Consider the following 15,815-nt stretch of genomic DNA (forward strand, 5'->3'; position numbering starts at 1 on the left):
GTCTAACGCACGCCGCATGGGCGTTGACGGACTAGAGTTGTGGTATGGGCAATGTCGTGGATTATGTGCGTTCGGAATTCCGCACATTCGGTGAGCTGGAATTCAGCAATGTCGATTCGCTGGTGCTTTCCGAACTGTCATACATGTGTCTTTCCGGACTGGTGCCTGCGTTCGAGGCGGCCAAATCAGTGGCGACCGTGCCGATTGCGCGGTTGCTGCGCGCCGAGGACTACCCGGCCATGTTCGCTTCGAACTCCGGCGATATGAACGATTATCGGCTTGCATTGCTGCGTGCCGTATGCGAATCGCCACGATTCCGCGGACTGCGCGTCGGCGAGTATGCCGAGCGTCTTGATACGTGCAGGGAACAGCAGTTCGCCGCGATGACATTCGATCTGGGTGATTGCCCGCATGCCGTGGCTTCGCCGGACTCCGATGATTCGGCCGATTCGTCGGCCGGCGCGGCGGGATTGCTGTATGTCGCCTTTCGTGGCACGGACGGTACGCTCGTCGGATGGAAGGAGGATTTCAACATGGCGGTGCGTTGCCCGGTGCCGTCACAGGAATCCGCATACCGATACGTGGATTCGATCATGGAGCGTTCCGCAGGATTCCTATCCGTCTCTTCGGCACCTGACATCATGATCGGCGGGCATTCCAAGGGTGGCAATATGGCCGCATATGCGGCCATGCTGGTCGCGCAGCATGATATCGAGGAATCCTGCGAACAGGCAAGGAATCTGGGATTGATGCCGGCGTTGGGCGGTACGGTGGCAGGCCGTAACGGCAGAATCCCAAGAATCTATTCGCATGACGGTCCCGGGTTGCCGCAGGCCATGGTGGATGGTCAGGCCTACCGTGCCATCAGCGGGCGAATCGACAAGACGGTACCGGAATCGTCGATTGTGGGCATGCTGCTGCAAACGTCCGCACACTATACCGTGGTCAAGGCCGACGCCATCGGCATCATGCAGCATCTCGGCGCGAGCTGGCAGGTGGCCGACGGTGCGTTCGAACGGGCGAGCGGACTGTCGGGCGGCGCGCAGGTCGTGAAGAAGACCATCGACACGTGGCTGGACACGGTAGGGCGGGAACGGCGCGGGCGGGCAATCGACCAACTATACGAAATCTTCGCGGCGGCGGGGTATGCGAATATCGCCGATCTGACCGCGAACTGGACGGATTCGTTGCCTAAGATTCTCGCCGCGGCCAAAGGCACGGACCGAGAGACCCGCGCGCTCATCCGCGACGTACTCAAAGCCGTTCCCGCCAGTGCGGCCAAAGCCCTCGATCCGCGCTAGCGTGTGCGGGAATCGTGGCGGGACATGGATTCGCGCACACGTTGCATGATGCGGGAGTCCCGTACGGATGTCATGGTCGGGAACGCCTGAATCAGACGCTGCTGCTGCCAGCTCAGCACCTTGCGTGCGCGAGCCTCGGTGGCGGCGAATTTCTCGTCGAAGCGCTCGCGGCCGCGGGCCTCATATTGCGCAAGTTCGCGTTGCAGCTGGGTGATGCGGTTGTCGAAACTCAACAGGCCGGACAGCGTAAGTGAGATGTCGGTGACGAGTATGAGTGTGAAGATGATCGTCAGAATATCCAAGGTAAGCGGCTGCCAGGAATCAAGTACGTCGGAAACCCACGGCTGCACGTATTCCTTGACTACGGCCGCGCCGATGCCGAAAGCCAGGAATCCGTTCAGATAGATGCGTCCGTTGATATTGAACGGTTTGCCGGTGTAATCCCACAGTCTTATGTGGAACAGCTTTTCGATGGCCCACGATGAGAAATATTCCAGCGTGCAGGCCAGCATGCCGGAACTGAGGAACAATGCGATCGGATTGTCGACATCATGCAGCAGAACGATCACCGAGGCCGCCCCGAAGCCGTATATCGGGCAGAGCGGGCCGTTCAGAATGCCACGATCAACCCATTTTTTGCGTAAGACCAGATTCAAGCCGGTTTCCCATACCCAACCGACCACGCTGTAGAACAGCCACCACAGGAAAATCTTTTCAATCGCGAATCGCATATTCGCAGGTTATACCCTTCGCGATGGTTCGGTCGAATGGGGCGATTGTCTCGCCGAAAGATGAAAACCCTGCAGTGAGCGAGTGTCGGTTCGGTTCTACGCGGAAGATTGCTGGGAAAACGCTGAATATCGGGTGGTGGAGGGGAAAATCGACGCATAATGAAAGGAGTGCGATCATCGGGACGGTCATCGCAAAAGACTCCATCGATAAGGGCCTCTATCGCGGACCGGCCTGATTTGGTAACGTCTCAAACGTCGGAAAGGAGCGGGAGATGGGCAACATCATCGACTATGCGCGTACCGAAACGCGTAGTTTCGAAACATTGCCGTTCCGTGCGGCCGACGCGCTCGTGCTGGCGCAGCTCTCGTATGACGACGTACCCGAATGCGTGCCGACGCTTGACGAACTGTATGCGAGGTACAGTACGTTCGCCCGCCGAGTGCAGTCGTTCTCGTTCCGCAGGCCTATCGCATCGCTCAGAACGTTGCGGTTCGCGCCTTTTCACGGAGTGACCATCGCGCATGCCGACGACGAGTTGCATCATGACCGTGCCGTGCCGGACCATGATGTCGAGAGCGTGGGACTGATCGATCCTCAGATCACGCATGACTTCTACCGTGCGGTGGCGGCCAATCCACGTTTCGCGGACGTGGAGATGAGCGCGTTCTGCGAACAGTTCGACGGCGATGAACAGACGCAGTTCGCGGCGGTGACCTACCGGCTGCCGAACAATACGTTGGTCGTGACGTTTCGCGGTACCGATGATTCGCTGGTCGGCTGGAAAGAGGACTTCAACATGGCCTTCCGGTATCCGGTGCCGGCGCAGGTCTCCGCGGCGGACTATCTGGGCAAGGTGGCGCAGCTATGGCGAGGGCCGATCATCCTGACGGGCCATTCCAAGGGCGGCAACCTTGCCGTGTACGCCGCCATGAATGCGGAAGACAAGGTGAAGGACCGCATTGAGCACATCTACTCGCTTGACGGGCCCGGCTTCCCCGAGGCGGTGGTGCGCAGTTTCGAGTATGCGAGCGTGCATGAGCGGATCACCAAGATCGTGCCGGACTCCTCGGTGGTGGGCATGGTGCTTGAAACGCCGGAGCGTTGCATGGTGGTGAAGTCCGATGTGGACGGCATCATGCAGCATTTCGCGTTCTCGTGGCAGATGCATGGCGGCGAATTCGCCAAGGTCGAGGATGTGGCGAACAGTTCCGTGACGTTCAACAAGTCGTTGAACGGCTGGCTTTCGGGGCTTTCCGAAGAGCAACGGGAGCATGCCGTGGACGCGTTGTTCTCGGTATTGGCGGCCTCCGGGGCCGATAACATCTCCGGTATGGTGGCGGCCGGGCCGAAGGTGATTCCCGATATGCTCGGAACATATGTGGGACTCAGTGGCGAGGATCGGCGCAATATCAATCAGGCGCTGATGATTCTGCTGCAGGCCGCGCTGTCGCGCAATCCCAAGGTACAACGCAAGTAGCGGCGCGCTTGTTGCAGGGGAGGAATGCGGGAAATACGACACGCATCGGAGGAGTGTTGTAGACAGTCTGTACAATAAAGTGAAGGTATAGGCAACGTGACTAATTAGCTAGGTTTAGGGGGCATTATGCCGCGTCCACGTCGAGATTCCGAAATACTGCCGGCCAAGGAACGTCTCGAAAACGCGTTTTGGGAACTGTTGGCCGAACGCAACTATCATAAGATCACCGTCACCGACATCGTGCGCGTTGCGGACGTGAATCGCAATTCCTTCTACTATCATTTCTCCGGACTGCCGGAACTGGCCGATTCCGCCATCCTGCATGCAGTGGAAAACACGCCGATCCCAAGCCGCCCGGGTGCGAACTTCAATCCTGACGATGAATGGCGCAAGCACATCACCGCATTGCTGCGCGATCCCGACCAACGTCAGCGTCTGGACCGTCTGGCCCTGCTCGCCGGCCCGCACAGTTCGCCGGAACTCATCGAATCGCTACGTGATTTCGGACGCCTGACCATGATCAGCGTGCTCGGACTCGACGCCGAGCATCTGGACCTCAAAACCGATCTGATGCTCGACTTCACCGTGGGTGGCATGCTTGCGGTGCTGCAGCGCTGGCCGAAACTGCATGAGCAACTGCCGATCGACACCGTATTCAACGAGGATCTCGCCGTACTCGCGGCAGGCATGTTCATGTCGATGTCCCGCTCGAACATGCTCGACTATTGGCGCAGGATCTTCAGCAACGGATTCGTGCCCGGTGCGAATCCCCGGCAGTGATTCTGTCAGATGACACCGTGACGGCCCGTCGTGACTTTTCGGTGGTAGAAACGAAGAAGACGTTTACGTCCGTTTACGCGAAAGCTCGACAGGGAGGTTGCCCATGATCAATGAAGCCTACAAGGCCATGCTTGGCGGAAAATCCGTGATCCGTGAACTCAGCGAGTATGCGACGGCACGCGGGGCCGAAATCGGCTACGAGAACGTGTTCGACTACTCGTTGGGCAACCCGAGCGTACCGTGTCCGCAGAGCTTCACCGATGTGATGGCCGACATGTATGCCACCGCCGAGCCGGTGGCGCTGCACGGCTATTCGCCGTCGTTGGGCATTCCGTCGGTGCGTACGGCGATCGCCGAAAGCCTGAACCGTCGCTTCGGGATGGACTATACGGCCGACCACATCTTCCCGACCACGGGTGCGGCGGGCGCGCTGGCGCATGCGCTGCGTGTGGTGACCAAGCCGGGCGATGAGGTGATCACCTTCGCTCCGTATTTCCCGGAATACCAGCCGTATGTGGATGGTACCGGCGCGCGTCTGACCGTGGTGCCGGCCGATACGCAGAACTTCCAGATCAATTTCGAGGCGTTCGAGGACGCGATGAACCCGGGTGTGGCCGCGGTGCTCATCAATACGCCGAACAATCCGTCCGGTGCCGTGTATTCCGCCGAGACGTTGACGCGACTGGCTGAATTCCTGCGCGCGAAGCAGGTTGAGTACGGTCACGACATCTTCCTGATCTCCGACGAGCCGTATCGCGAAATCGTATTCGACGGCGGCACCCAGCCGTACCCGAGCACGTTCTACGACAATACGCTCTCGTGCTACTCGTACTCCAAGTCGCTGAGCCTGCCGGGCGAGCGCATCGGCTATGTGGCGGTGAATCCACGTGCCACCGATGCCGAGCTGATCGTGCCGATGTGCGGCCAGATCAGCCGCGGAACCGGGCATAACTGCCCGAGTTCCAGCATCCAGCTGGGCGTGGCCAAGGTGGTCGACGAGACCAGCGATCTTTCCGTGTATGAAACGAACATGAACCTGCTGTACGACGCGCTCACCCGCCTCGGATTCGAAGTGGTGCGCCCCGGCGGCACGTTCTACATCTTCCCGAAGGCGTTGGAGGACGACGCCAACGCCTTCTGCATGAAGGCCAAGGATTACGACCTGATTCTCGTGCCGTCCGACAGCTTCGGCGTGCCGGGCTACTTCCGTATGGCCTACTGCATCGATACGGAAAAGGTGGAGCGTTCCATCGCCGCACTGGAAAGGTTCGTGCACGAGGTGTACGGGCGTTGACGGGCGAGTGCTCCCTCTGATGAGGGAGCACTCATGTACCGTTGATCGTACGCCGTTCAGTGAGTGGCGATTTCGTCGATCTTGGTGACATGGCCGCCGAACTGGGCGCGCATGGTGGACACCACGCGCAGAATGTCGTCCGCGCCGCCTCGTGAGGTCTGGCGGGAATACAGTGCGGCCGCGGTCGCCGGCGTAGGCACGCCCAGCTCGAGCGCCGCCTCGATCATCCACTTCGCTTCGCCGGATTCATTGGCGACGGGCGGCATGGAGGCAAGCGTCGGGTCGGTCCTGAAGGCGATCGCCAGCAGATCCAGCAGCCACGACTGCACCACCGATCCATCACGCCAGGAAGACATTACGGCTGCAGGGTCTTCGACCAGCTCGGACTTCACCATGGTGGCGAAACCCTCTCCGAACGCCTGCATCATGCCGTATTCGATGCCATTGTGCACCATTTTGGCGAAATGACCGCCGCCGACCGGTCCGGCCAGCACCAGACCGGAGTCGCCTTTCGGCTTCAATGCCTCGAAAATCGGGCGGGCCGATTCGAAATTCTCCTTGCTGCCGCCCACCATCAGCGCATATCCGCGGTCGATGCCCCACACGCCGCCGGAAACGCCGCAGTCCATGAACCGAATGCCCTTGCCGTCGAGCTGTGCCGCATGACGGGTGTCGTCGGTATAACGTGAGTTGCCGCCGTCGATGATCATGTCGCCGGGCTCAAGCAGCTCGGCCAGTTCGTTGACGGTACCGTCGGTCGCTTCGCCGGCCGGCACCATGATCCATACGATGCGGGGAGCGTCGAGCGCGGCGACCAGCGCTTCCAAGCTGTCGACGGTGCGGTCCGATTCGGGCGAACGGTCGTAGCCGACGACGTCGATGCCTGCCGCGGCGATGCGCTTCGCCATATTGCCACCCATTCGGCCGAGGCCAATCATTCCGAGCTGCATGATGATCTTCTTTCTACTGTTGGGATAGGGGTTGGGGATTGCATATGGATCCGATTGGTGATTGTTGGGAAAGGTTGCCGCCCGTTCCGTCTTCCCCGGCCTTCCGCAACGCAGGAAAGAAGGTTGCGGAAGACGGGACGGACGGCAAGTATTGTCACAGGACCAGCGAGAGCAGCATCACTCCGCCAAGGCCGACGACCGAGAGTACGGTCTCCATCAGCGACCAGGTCTTCAGCGTCTGGCCGACGGTCATGCCGAAGTATTCCTTGACCAGCCAGAAGCCGGCGTCGTTGAGGTGCGAGAAGAATACGGATCCGGCACCGATGGCGAGTACGAGCAGTGCGAGATGCGTCGGGCTCATGCCGGTTGCGAGCGGCACCATGATGCCGGATGCGGTGACGGTGGCGACGGTAGCGGAACCGGTGGCGAGACGAATGAGCACGGCTACCAGCCAGCCTGCGATCAGCGGGTTCATGGCGGATTCGGTGATTGAGCTGGCAATCACATCGCCGATGCCGGAATCGACCAAGGTCTGCTTGAAACCGCCGCCGGCGGCGACGATCAGTATGATGCCGGCCACCGAACCGAACGACTGGCCGACCATGCCGTTGACCGCGTCGCGGGTGAACTTCTGCAGGTAACCGAGCACGACCATCGCGAAGATCGTGGTGAGCAGCAGTGCGACGAGCGGGGTGCCGAGGAATGCCAGCACGCGGCCCCATGCGGTTTCGCTCTGACCGGTCAGATCAACCACGCTGGCGGCGAGCATGAGCACGACCGGTAACATGATCACGGTGATGGCCGAAGCGAATGACGGGCGGTTCTCTGCGGATTTCGGGGCTTCGGCTTCGGCCTTGTTCTCGGGGGCGGAGATCGGCACCCACTTGGCGGCGAGCTTGCCGAACAGCGGGCCGGAGATGATCACGGTCGGAATGGCTACGAGCAGGCCAAGCGCCAACGTGATGCCGAGATTCGCGTTCAGTGCGCCGATGGCGGTGAGCGGTCCGGGGTGCGGCGGCACGAAGGCATGCAGGGTGGATAGGCCGGCAAGGGCCGGAATGCCCAGCAGGATGACCGGGGTCTTGGCGCGGCGGGCGGCGAAGAGCACCACCGGGATGAGAATGACCACGCCGACTTCGAAGAACATCGGGATGCCGACGATGAATGCGATCAGGGCCATGGCCCAAGGCAGGCGTTGCAGCGGCGTCTTATCCATGATGGTGTCGACGATGGTGTCCGCGCCGCCGGACTTGAACAGGATCGTGCCGATGATCGAGCCGAACGCGATGAGCAGGCCCACATTGGAGATCGTCGATCCGACGCCGGATGTGAAGCTGTCGAATGCCTTGTCGTATTCCACTCCCGCGCATACGGCCATGGCGAACGAGCCGGCCAGAAGCGAAAGGAACGGATGCACCTTGCATACCGCGATCAGTATGACGATGATGGCGATGCCGATGATCGCCGCGGCTATAAGATTCATGAATCCTCCTTGATTCACGTGCTACGTTGCTTGGAAAAGACGGGATTGCCGTGGGATTGCGGTCTAGGCGGCCTGCTGCCGGGATTGCGGGGCGACGGATCGCGCATACTCGTTTACAGCGTCAAGCGCACGTTCCACCATGGTGTCCACACTGCCTTCGATGGAAACCTCCACGCCGTTCTCGTCGGGGGAGAGCGGCTCGAGGATGGCGAACTGGCTCGGCAGAAGCGCCGGTGGCATGAAGTGCCCCTTGCGCTCGTTCAGGCGCTGCTGGATGAGTTCCTGCGTGCCGCTGAGGTGAATGAAGAAGGTCGGTACGTTCTCGGACAGTGCTTCGCGGTAGCTGCGCTTCAGCGCGGAGCTGGAGACCACGGTGTTCTCGCCGAGTGCCTCGCGTGCCACCATCCATTTGTTGATGACCTGCAGCCAGGGCCAGCGGTCCTCGTCGGTCAGGGGAATGCCGGCGGACATCTTATCGATATTGGCCTGCGGGTGGAAGTCGTCGCCTTCGGCGTACGCATAGCCGAGTCGTTCGTGAATTGCCTCCGCAACGGTGGATTTGCCGCAGCCAGCAACGCCCATCACCACTACGTGAATGCTCATTGTCGCTCTCCTTCAAGTGTGCGCCTGCCGTTGCCACTTCGCATCGACATTGAGACTACTATAAATCTTAAAAGTACTATCTGTCAAATCAAAAGTACTACGAAACGGAAAAATCGTGTGACTTGGTATGATTCGGGTAGTACAAATGGCGGAAATCAATGGTGGAAACACATGGTGGAAACACATGGTGGACACCATGGGAAAGAGGGCATGCGGACAATCCGCGCAACATGCGGTCTTCGTCATGATGCAGACGTCACGGCGTGCCGCACACATGCGGAACAAGTCGGAAGCGTAAGGAGAGGGACATGGCAGCAATCGCCGAAAACGCAGGCGGCGAACTGATGCAGGATTCGGTAAGCCAAACACTGGCCATCGAAATGCTCGACGGCATATGGCAGGCCGGCGACAGTCTGACGCTGGAAGACATGCAAAGCCGTTTCGGCATCTCCCGAACCGTGGCGCGCGAAGTCGCGAAAACACTCGAATCCCTAAGCGCAGTATGGGTACGCAGACGCGTCGGACTTGTGGCGCGGCCGTTCAGCGAGTGGCAGGCACTCAACCGTCAGGTCATCGAATGGAGACTGCACTCCACGCAACGCGAACAACAGCTCTATTCACTCACCGAACTGCGACTGGCCGTGGAACCGGCCGCCGCCGCCTCGGCGGCCCGACTCGCACCCATCGACGTCAAGGCAAAATTCCCCGTCTATACGGCACAGATGCGTCAAGCCGCCGAAACCAGTGAGGAAGGCGAAGACGGGCTCTCCCGATTCCACGAGCTGGACGTGGAATTCCACAGTCTGATCCTGCGTGAAAGCGGCAACGAACTGTTCGCGGCGCTCGCCGGCACCATCGCCACCGTGCTGCGTGGGCGGGTGGAACTGGGCAAATACCCGATGAAGCCGAAGCCGGCCGCGCTCGATGCGCACGACGCCGTGGCCGATGCCATCGCCAAAGGTGAGCCTGAACGCGCCCGCACGGCCATGCTCGACATCGTCGACGAAGTGGCCCGCGCGCTCAAATTCTTCTAGGGTCGCATAGCCGGGGCGCCCTCCCGCATGCGCTCACAGGCCCCGTCGTTTGAGATCGGCGACAAGTTGCACATAGAACTCACGCACGTCGAAACCAGGAATGTTCTCGCGGTTCAGATCGATCATGTCGGCGTGCGAAATGCCGCGATCGCCTTGCGGCTCAATCCATGTGAAGCTCTCGCCCCAAAGGAACGAAGACCGGGCCACCAGACCGTCATTCGGACCGTCGAACCATTTGACCAGCGGATACGTGAAATTCAACGGGAACTTGCCGGTGGTCGCATGCTTCAAGCGTGAACCGACGCTACGGCACACCATACCCGCGAAACGGCTGTTGTTCAACGGTTCCGGCATAGGGCTCCGAACGGCATCGGCATGCGCTTCGGTCTGCTTGCGCTGCGGCGGGTTCGCGGATTCGGACTGCATCTCGGCGTTGAGCCTCGCACAACCGGCCTGCGTGAGATCGTGTACGGCGGCCATGAAATCCGGCTGGGGGTCGCCAAGCCGTGCGGCGGCGGCATTGTAGGCGGCCTCCACCTGACGCTGCACGGCCTCGGGAATGTTCGACAGCAGATAATCGGCGAAGCCGCAACCGCGATGCGGCGTATTGATGGTGGTCAGCGAGGCGACGAACGGCGCGGCCCCGCATCGGGCGATCGCGTAGCGCATGTCAAGACCGCCTTTGGAATGTGCGATCACATGCACCTTGCCGCAGCCAGTCAGTTCCACGATCTGCCGGATGCGTTCGGTCAGCTCATATGCGCTACTGCGTACGGACGCCGCCGACTGATGGTTGCCATAGTGGATGGTCGCGCCGTTTTTGCGCAACTCGTCGGGAATGCGCCCCCAATAGTTGAGCACGTTCGAGTCACGGAAGAATACGCCATGCACCAGCAGGATCGGGTATGTCGTGGCGCAGATCCGTTCGGCTTCGCGGTCGGCGTCAAGCCGTTCCTTCGCCTCCTCGAACACGACCTCCGCGTCGGTCGTGCGAATGATCCTGACGAGCGCGATCAGATTGGCGATCGGAATCCAGCCACAGATCAGGCCGATGGCGCGAATCTTCAGGCCGAGTTGCACGGAACTGACGTACACGGCGATCATGCCACGCCAAAACAGCAGGCTCTCCACCAGAAAACAGATGATCGCACTGCCGAGCCACAACTTCCAACCCGAAGGAAGCAGGTGGAAGGCAAGTACGGTCTGCACGACAATCGACAACGCGGCCGACCACCAGAACGCCTTCAGCGCCGCCGTTCCCCGGTAGCAGATTTTCAGATTGCGCGCCCGCAACGTTTTCGGATGCGTCGGATTGCCGGGAATCATGATTACCGCCGCAGCCAGGACGACCGCGACCGCAACGTTCATCGCCGTCGCGGCCCCGTCGAGATGGGCGGACTCCAGCGGGAGTACGCAATTCGCGACCGCCGTGATGATGATCGTATCGACGGCCAGCCACGATGCCTCCGTCGTCATGCTGTGGTGCATGCATCCAGATTACCGGCGAAACCGGATTGCCGACAAGACCGGATTGCCGACAGGGCGTCGTTCGTGGACGTCCGTCTACGGTGCCTACAGGTTCGTGTCGACGCTCCGCTGCAGATTGTCGACGATGATCTGCAAGGTGCCGCTGAGCTGATCGACGTCAGTGAACATGGTGCCGAACAGCGTGTCCAGATTGGCTTCGAAATCCTTCGGCAGGATTGCGCAATTGCGGGAGGCGAGCTTTTCCAAGCGCTTCTCGCCGGGGTGTGTAAGCCGGTTCAACGCGAACAGCACATCAAAATAGGATTCCATGAACGCGGCCACGCGGTGGTTCACGGCGACTTCGTCACCACGGATCGCGGCTTTGCGGATCTGCGCATCGTACGACGGCAGATTGCCATGCAACAGTCGCGTATTGCGCTCGATGATATTGCGGCGCAACGGTTCGGGGAACGGTACGGAGAAGCGCCGTTGGGCCGCGGCGAACCGGCCGTTCCGGTCAAAGACGATCGTGCTGGTGATCACGTTATGCCACAGGCAGGTCGTGTAGCCATTGCTGGCGTGGAAATGCTCGACCACATCGGCGACGCCGTTCATGAAGGAATCGAGGTCACGGTACAGGATGTCGATGTCGGTGCCGTCGTTGAGCGTGCAGTTGTCTTCGTTCTCCCAGAAATTATTGTCGATCTCCATGCGGCTGCAGTAGTCGGACAGCAGTTTCTTGCGGCGCTGCGTCGGTACGGGTGCGGTCACATACAGGTAGACGTCGTAGTCCGACTTCTCGTCGGCGTTGCCGGTTGTGCGCGAACCGCCCAACGCAATCGCCTCGACTTCGGGCCATGCGTGCATTGCCTCAAATAGTTCCTCCACGGATGACATCGTTTACCTCTCTCCACCTCTTCGTTGAGTGACGCATCCTTGCGCCATCGCTGCAAACGTTTGACATCCTAGCACATGGAACGGGAAGCGTGGCCGTCCGTTCCATGTGCGGCGGCATGCGGCGGCTCGTGGTGGCTTGGCTATGCGCGGGTCGGATCCTTCTGCAGGAGCAGGAAGGCGAGCGCCACGACCAGCAGTACCGCGATGGAGAGCACGCCGAGCGAGGCGTTGCCGGTAACCGACGTGGTGGTGGCCACCAGGAAGGTGCCGATGATCGAAGCCGTCTTGCCGAAGATATCGTAGAAGCCGTAGTATTCGTTGGCGTGCTGTTTGGGGATGATTTTGCCGTAATACGAGCGGGAGAGCGCCTGGATGCCGCCTTGGAACATGCCGACGAGAATCGCGAGAATCCAGAATTCCACGGCGGAACGCAGAAGGAACGACGCAAAGAACACGATGCACATGTAGGCGACCACGGCCGCGGTGATCATGGTTTTCGCGCCGAATCGATTGGCCAGCTTGCCGTAGATGATGGCGCTCGGGAACGCCACGAACTGCGTGACGAGCAGTGCGACGACCAGCTGGGTGGAGTCGATGCCGAGCTGTGTGCCGTACGAGGTGCTCATGGAGATGACCGTGTTGACGGCGTCGATGTAGAAGAAGAATGCGATCATGAACATCCACAACGGCTTGTTCTTGCGGATCGCGCGGAACGTGGAGGCCAATTCGGAGAAGGTGTGGCGGATCGCCTCGCCGGTCTGGTCGGCGGTGGCGCGGTAGTGCACCTGCCTGTAGCTGGTGAGCAGTGGAATGGTGAACGTCACCCACCAGGCGGCGGTGATCACGAACGAAGCGCGCGTGCAGGCCACAGTGGTCCATCCGAACAGGCCCGGCCCACCGAAAATGAGCGCGATGCATACGATGAACGGCACGGTGGAGCCGATATAGCCCCATGCGTAGCCATGCGAGGAAACGCGGTCCATGCGCTCGTTGGTGGTGGTGTCGACCAGCATGGAGTCATAGAAGGTGAGCGAACCGTTGAGTCCGATGGTAGCCAGCACACACACAATAAGGAACGCAAGCCAGCCGAGCGGCAACGCCATCGCACAGCACATGACCACGCCGGTGAGGAAGAAACCGGTAAAGAACTTGATCTTCATGCCCTGCACGTCGGCGATGGAACCGAGCAACGGCATGAGCACGGCGATGACCAGCGATGCGATGGTCTGCGCATAGCCCCACGTCGACACGATGTTCGTTTCGCCTGCGGCCTTGAGCAGCGAATTCGCATAAATCGGCACCACGGCTGTGGAAAGCAGTACGAATGCGGAATTGCCGACGTCGTAGACGATCCATTTCTTCTCGCGGGTGGTCATCTTCGCATTCGCCTCCGGCGATTTCGAAGTGGTATCGGCAGTGGTGCTGTACGTCATGCGCTGACTCTTTTCGGGTGAATGTCAGTTCCATTGTGGCTTATTCGTCTGTCTTATTCATCTTAGGGCTGACGCACGGGGCTGTCGCTTGCATGAGATGAACAGCGGGTGAACGTACTCATCGACTACGGGGGTATCGGGCGTGAGGATTGTCTTCGAACGGACCGTTTCGTCGGATAGGATGGGTAACAGGACCTGCTCACGCCGATGGCCGATAGGCCCGGTGAATGCAGGCGGAGAATCGATGCAGGTTACGGTTATGCGACGATGATTGCCCTGTGACCGCCGGATTGCAAGGAGCCTGAACATGGGCGCGGATGTTCCGAACGTTTTGGATGCGAATGCGGATATGCTGCAGTTGCTGGTGAACCAGCCGCTGCCGGACGCCGTCGACATGATCATATGGCGCGGCTCCACGAATGCCGAGCAAGCCGGTCCGTTCGAACGGTTCGCGGCCCGTCTGCTCATTGAGGCGGGCGCGGCGCGGATTCGCGATATCGCAGCCGGATCCGATCTTGAGGCCATTCGGCTGAGCACCACGAAACGATTCTGGCTCCGCTTCGACGCCGGAGAGCTGAGCCAGGAGCAATGCGACCTGCTGCATGCGGTTGAATCGGCCCTCAATCGCATCGACTATGCCGATGACGAGGCTCATGCCACAGTGCAGGACGGCATGTCCGCGGACAGTATCGATGAGCGCTTCTATCTGCGCAAATCGCAGGAGTTTATGAGCGATGTATCGCACAAGATCGGCATCATCGATGGGCTGCAAGCTGGTGAAAACCGGTTCCGTACCATGCGTGGCGTCGAAGGCGTGCGTGGCGGTGACTGGGACATCAGCACTCGCTTCGCCAACGTGTGCGAAAGTCTCTCGTTGCCGTTCCGCATGAGCTACCGTTTTGACGAAGACGCCCGTGCCGGCGTGATGGTGGTGCATTTCAGCGTTCCGAAGCCTGCGATCATGCCGGTTGAACGCCAGCATGCGGACGGTTTCGCTTCAGCCTATGCCGTGCGATTGGGTGGTCTGCTGGCGTGGGCCGCATTTTCGTCGGGAGTGCGCATTACGCAGGTCGATCTGACCGGCTGCCTTGGCAATACGGATGGCACGCCCGTGATTTCCATGGGATTCGACCGCGTGCCGTTCATGATGGGCGCGCTTCCCGCCATGAAGAACGGCCAATGCGACGAAATGTCGCTGGACGTCGATCCTCTGGCCCTGCTCAACCTGCTCAAGCCGGTGCGTTACCGTGGCCAGTTCGACGCGAATCGAGGATTTACGCAGATTGAACCGTTGACCATGCCGGCTGTGTTCCTGCAGAAGCGCGTACCGGAATGGCAGGATCAGCGTGAACTTCCGGAATCGTTGCGCGGGTTCCTGCGCGCCGACCGTGCCTGCGAGCTGGACGTCATGCACGACGAGTCGCCGATTTCCACCGACGATGTGATCGCGATCGTCGAGGAGAACGAGGATTCCCCGATGGTCGCGGAGCTGCAGCTTGAAGTCGCACTGACCCAACTGGGCGAGGCCGGCGAAGCGAAGATTGGCGCGAACGGCGAGATTCCGCTATATTGCAGCCGTTCGGCTGGCCGCCTTATGGTGTCGTTGCTGGAAGGCGATGAACACACGCGTTACTGGAAACTGCCGGACGCTGCGGTGGACGTGCACCAGAACCTCGGCATGCTCGCCAAAGACAACGGCGGCAAGGAGCGTGCCGAAAGCGAGGGACTCACATGCATCAAACTCGGCCCGACCTGCATGAGGTTCCGCGAGGAACTCGCGCAGGTGTACGCCAAGAACGACGAATACGGCAAGGCCGCGGATGTGCTCATCGAAGCGCTCAAACTGGCCGTGCTGCCTGTGGACTGCGAAGTGCTCTACTACCGGCTCGGATACGCACTGTGGCAGATCGGCCGTCTGCAGGAGGCGCTTGCCTGCTATACGATGATGGTCAACGGCGGCACCCCGTTCCGTAACGCAGCCCGCGACGAGGCATATGAGCTGAGCCAACAGATGGGACTGGCTTCTGCGGAGATGTCGTACGACGATGCCTGCTCCGCGATGCGCGCCGGCGGCATACCGGTGGCGCCGAGCGAGAAGGTTCTGGACGTGCTGGCCCGTGCGGCCATCGAGCTGACCGATGCGGGATTCCCGCTGTTCGCCCAGGATGCCGTCTGGGTATTGGGGTCGCGTGTCGGAGGCGATGTGATGGGTTCCGTTTCGGCCAGTTTGCGTATGGGCGTGATGGAATCATAGGGCGTGTGGCAGGAGCGTGCCGCCGGGTCGTATCGGGCAGTTGTGCCATCGGTCCATGTTGCCGGCTCATGTTGCCGATCCATGTCGGTAGGGTTTGCGATTGGTCGGGG

13 protein-coding genes are annotated in these 15,815 nt (G+C 60.4%); 6 read left to right on the forward strand and 7 right to left on the reverse strand.

The window, feature by feature from the left end; translation table 11 throughout:
- The first annotated feature begins 44 nt into the window (after window positions 1-44).
- The gene (locus BBDE_RS01405) at window positions 45-1,301 is read left to right on the forward strand and encodes an Mbeg1-like protein (protein ID WP_003837607.1); all 1,257 of its coding nucleotides are present in this window, start codon (window positions 45-47) and stop codon (window positions 1,299-1,301) included.
- On the opposite strand, the gene BBDE_RS01410 is transcribed toward BBDE_RS01405, so the two are convergent.
- A complete protein-coding gene (locus tag BBDE_RS01410; protein WP_003837606.1) occupies window positions 1,298-2,032 on the reverse strand; it encodes a putative ABC transporter permease in 735 nt (244 codons plus the stop codon). The two genes, BBDE_RS01405 and BBDE_RS01410, sit on opposite strands and share 4 nt — an antisense overlap.
- Window positions 2,033-2,304: 272 nt before the next feature.
- On the opposite strand from BBDE_RS01410, the gene BBDE_RS01420 reads away from it, so the two are divergent.
- The 3 genes from BBDE_RS01420 (at window position 2,305) to BBDE_RS01430 (ending at window position 5,584) form a co-directional block, all read left to right on the forward strand.
- Complete coding sequence (locus tag BBDE_RS01420; RefSeq protein ID WP_003837604.1) at window positions 2,305-3,510, forward strand: DUF2974 domain-containing protein; 1,206 nt, start codon at window positions 2,305-2,307, stop codon at window positions 3,508-3,510.
- A 126-nt stretch (window positions 3,511-3,636) separates the two neighbouring features.
- Entirely contained in the window at window positions 3,637-4,290 is a 654-nt protein-coding gene (locus tag BBDE_RS01425; RefSeq protein ID WP_012901841.1) for a TetR/AcrR family transcriptional regulator, read from the forward strand.
- A gap of 103 nt (window positions 4,291-4,393) precedes the next feature.
- Complete coding sequence (locus BBDE_RS01430; protein WP_003837601.1) at window positions 4,394-5,584, forward strand: pyridoxal phosphate-dependent aminotransferase; 1,191 nt, start codon at window positions 4,394-4,396, stop codon at window positions 5,582-5,584.
- A 56-nt stretch (window positions 5,585-5,640) separates the two neighbouring features.
- Here the strand turns inward: BBDE_RS01430 and gnd are convergent, their stop codons facing one another.
- The 3 genes from gnd to BBDE_RS01445 form a co-directional block, all read right to left on the reverse strand.
- Window positions 5,641-6,534, reverse strand: a complete 894-nt coding sequence (gene gnd / locus BBDE_RS01435) for a phosphogluconate dehydrogenase (NAD(+)-dependent, decarboxylating) (protein WP_003837598.1) — start codon at window positions 6,532-6,534, stop codon at window positions 5,641-5,643.
- A gap of 154 nt (window positions 6,535-6,688) precedes the next feature.
- The gene (locus BBDE_RS01440; RefSeq protein WP_003837597.1) at window positions 6,689-8,017 is read right to left on the reverse strand and encodes a GntP family permease; all 1,329 of its coding nucleotides are present in this window, start codon (window positions 8,015-8,017) and stop codon (window positions 6,689-6,691) included.
- A gap of 63 nt (window positions 8,018-8,080) precedes the next feature.
- Complete coding sequence (locus tag BBDE_RS01445) at window positions 8,081-8,620, reverse strand: gluconokinase (RefSeq protein ID WP_003837595.1); 540 nt, start codon at window positions 8,618-8,620, stop codon at window positions 8,081-8,083.
- Window positions 8,621-8,928: 308 nt separating this feature from the next.
- Here BBDE_RS01445 and BBDE_RS01450 point away from each other — a divergent pair, with 308 nt between their 5' ends.
- The gene (locus BBDE_RS01450; protein WP_003837592.1) at window positions 8,929-9,654 is read left to right on the forward strand and encodes a FadR/GntR family transcriptional regulator; all 726 of its coding nucleotides are present in this window, start codon (window positions 8,929-8,931) and stop codon (window positions 9,652-9,654) included.
- Between the two features lie 33 nt (window positions 9,655-9,687).
- On the opposite strand, the gene BBDE_RS01455 is transcribed toward BBDE_RS01450, so the two are convergent.
- The 3 genes from BBDE_RS01455 to BBDE_RS01465 all read right to left on the reverse strand — a co-directional run bounded on the left by BBDE_RS01455 (window position 9,688) and on the right by BBDE_RS01465 (window position 13,451).
- Window positions 9,688-11,130, reverse strand: coding sequence for an esterase/lipase family protein (locus BBDE_RS01455; RefSeq protein ID WP_012901845.1), 1,443 nt, complete (start codon window positions 11,128-11,130; stop codon window positions 9,688-9,690).
- Window positions 11,131-11,226: 96 nt separating this feature from the next.
- Window positions 11,227-11,988, reverse strand: coding sequence for a DUF4037 domain-containing protein (locus BBDE_RS01460; RefSeq protein ID WP_228369738.1), 762 nt, complete (start codon window positions 11,986-11,988; stop codon window positions 11,227-11,229).
- Window positions 11,989-12,158: 170 nt separating this feature from the next.
- Window positions 12,159-13,451, reverse strand: coding sequence for an MFS transporter (locus BBDE_RS01465; protein ID WP_003837586.1), 1,293 nt, complete (start codon window positions 13,449-13,451; stop codon window positions 12,159-12,161).
- A 307-nt stretch (window positions 13,452-13,758) separates the two neighbouring features.
- Here BBDE_RS01465 and BBDE_RS01470 point away from each other — a divergent pair, with 307 nt between their 5' ends.
- Window positions 13,759-15,705 (forward strand): tetratricopeptide repeat protein, encoded by a 1,947-nt coding sequence (locus tag BBDE_RS01470; RefSeq protein WP_012901846.1) that lies wholly within the window; start codon window positions 13,759-13,761, stop codon window positions 15,703-15,705.
- Window positions 15,706-15,815: the final 110 nt, after the last annotated feature.

It is taken from the genome of Bifidobacterium dentium JCM 1195 = DSM 20436, assembly GCF_001042595.1.
Taxonomy (GTDB): Bacteria; Actinomycetota; Actinomycetes; order Actinomycetales; family Bifidobacteriaceae; genus Bifidobacterium; species Bifidobacterium dentium.

Bases quoted from the DNA above. Each gene is read 5' to 3' on its own strand.
- BBDE_RS01405 (WP_003837607.1), top strand. From the start codon at position 45: ATGGGCAATGTCGTGGATTATGTGCGTTCGGAATTCCGCACATTCGGT.
- BBDE_RS01410 (WP_003837606.1), bottom strand. From the start codon at position 2,032: ATGCGATTCGCGATTGAAAAGATTTTCCTGTGGTGGCTGTTCTACAGC.
- BBDE_RS01420 (WP_003837604.1), top strand. From the start codon at position 2,305: ATGGGCAACATCATCGACTATGCGCGTACCGAAACGCGTAGTTTCGAA.
- BBDE_RS01425 (WP_012901841.1), top strand. From the start codon at position 3,637: ATGCCGCGTCCACGTCGAGATTCCGAAATACTGCCGGCCAAGGAACGT.
- BBDE_RS01430 (WP_003837601.1), top strand. From the start codon at position 4,394: ATGATCAATGAAGCCTACAAGGCCATGCTTGGCGGAAAATCCGTGATC.
- gnd (WP_003837598.1), bottom strand. From the start codon at position 6,534: ATGCAGCTCGGAATGATTGGCCTCGGCCGAATGGGTGGCAATATGGCG.
- BBDE_RS01440 (WP_003837597.1), bottom strand. From the start codon at position 8,017: ATGAATCTTATAGCCGCGGCGATCATCGGCATCGCCATCATCGTCATA.
- BBDE_RS01445 (WP_003837595.1), bottom strand. From the start codon at position 8,620: ATGAGCATTCACGTAGTGGTGATGGGCGTTGCTGGCTGCGGCAAATCC.
- BBDE_RS01450 (WP_003837592.1), top strand. From the start codon at position 8,929: ATGGCAGCAATCGCCGAAAACGCAGGCGGCGAACTGATGCAGGATTCG.
- BBDE_RS01455 (WP_012901845.1), bottom strand. From the start codon at position 11,130: ATGACGACGGAGGCATCGTGGCTGGCCGTCGATACGATCATCATCACG.
- BBDE_RS01460 (WP_228369738.1), bottom strand. From the start codon at position 11,988: ATGCACGCATGGCCCGAAGTCGAGGCGATTGCGTTGGGCGGTTCGCGC.
- BBDE_RS01465 (WP_003837586.1), bottom strand. From the start codon at position 13,451: ATGACGTACAGCACCACTGCCGATACCACTTCGAAATCGCCGGAGGCG.
- BBDE_RS01470 (WP_012901846.1), top strand. From the start codon at position 13,759: ATGGGCGCGGATGTTCCGAACGTTTTGGATGCGAATGCGGATATGCTG.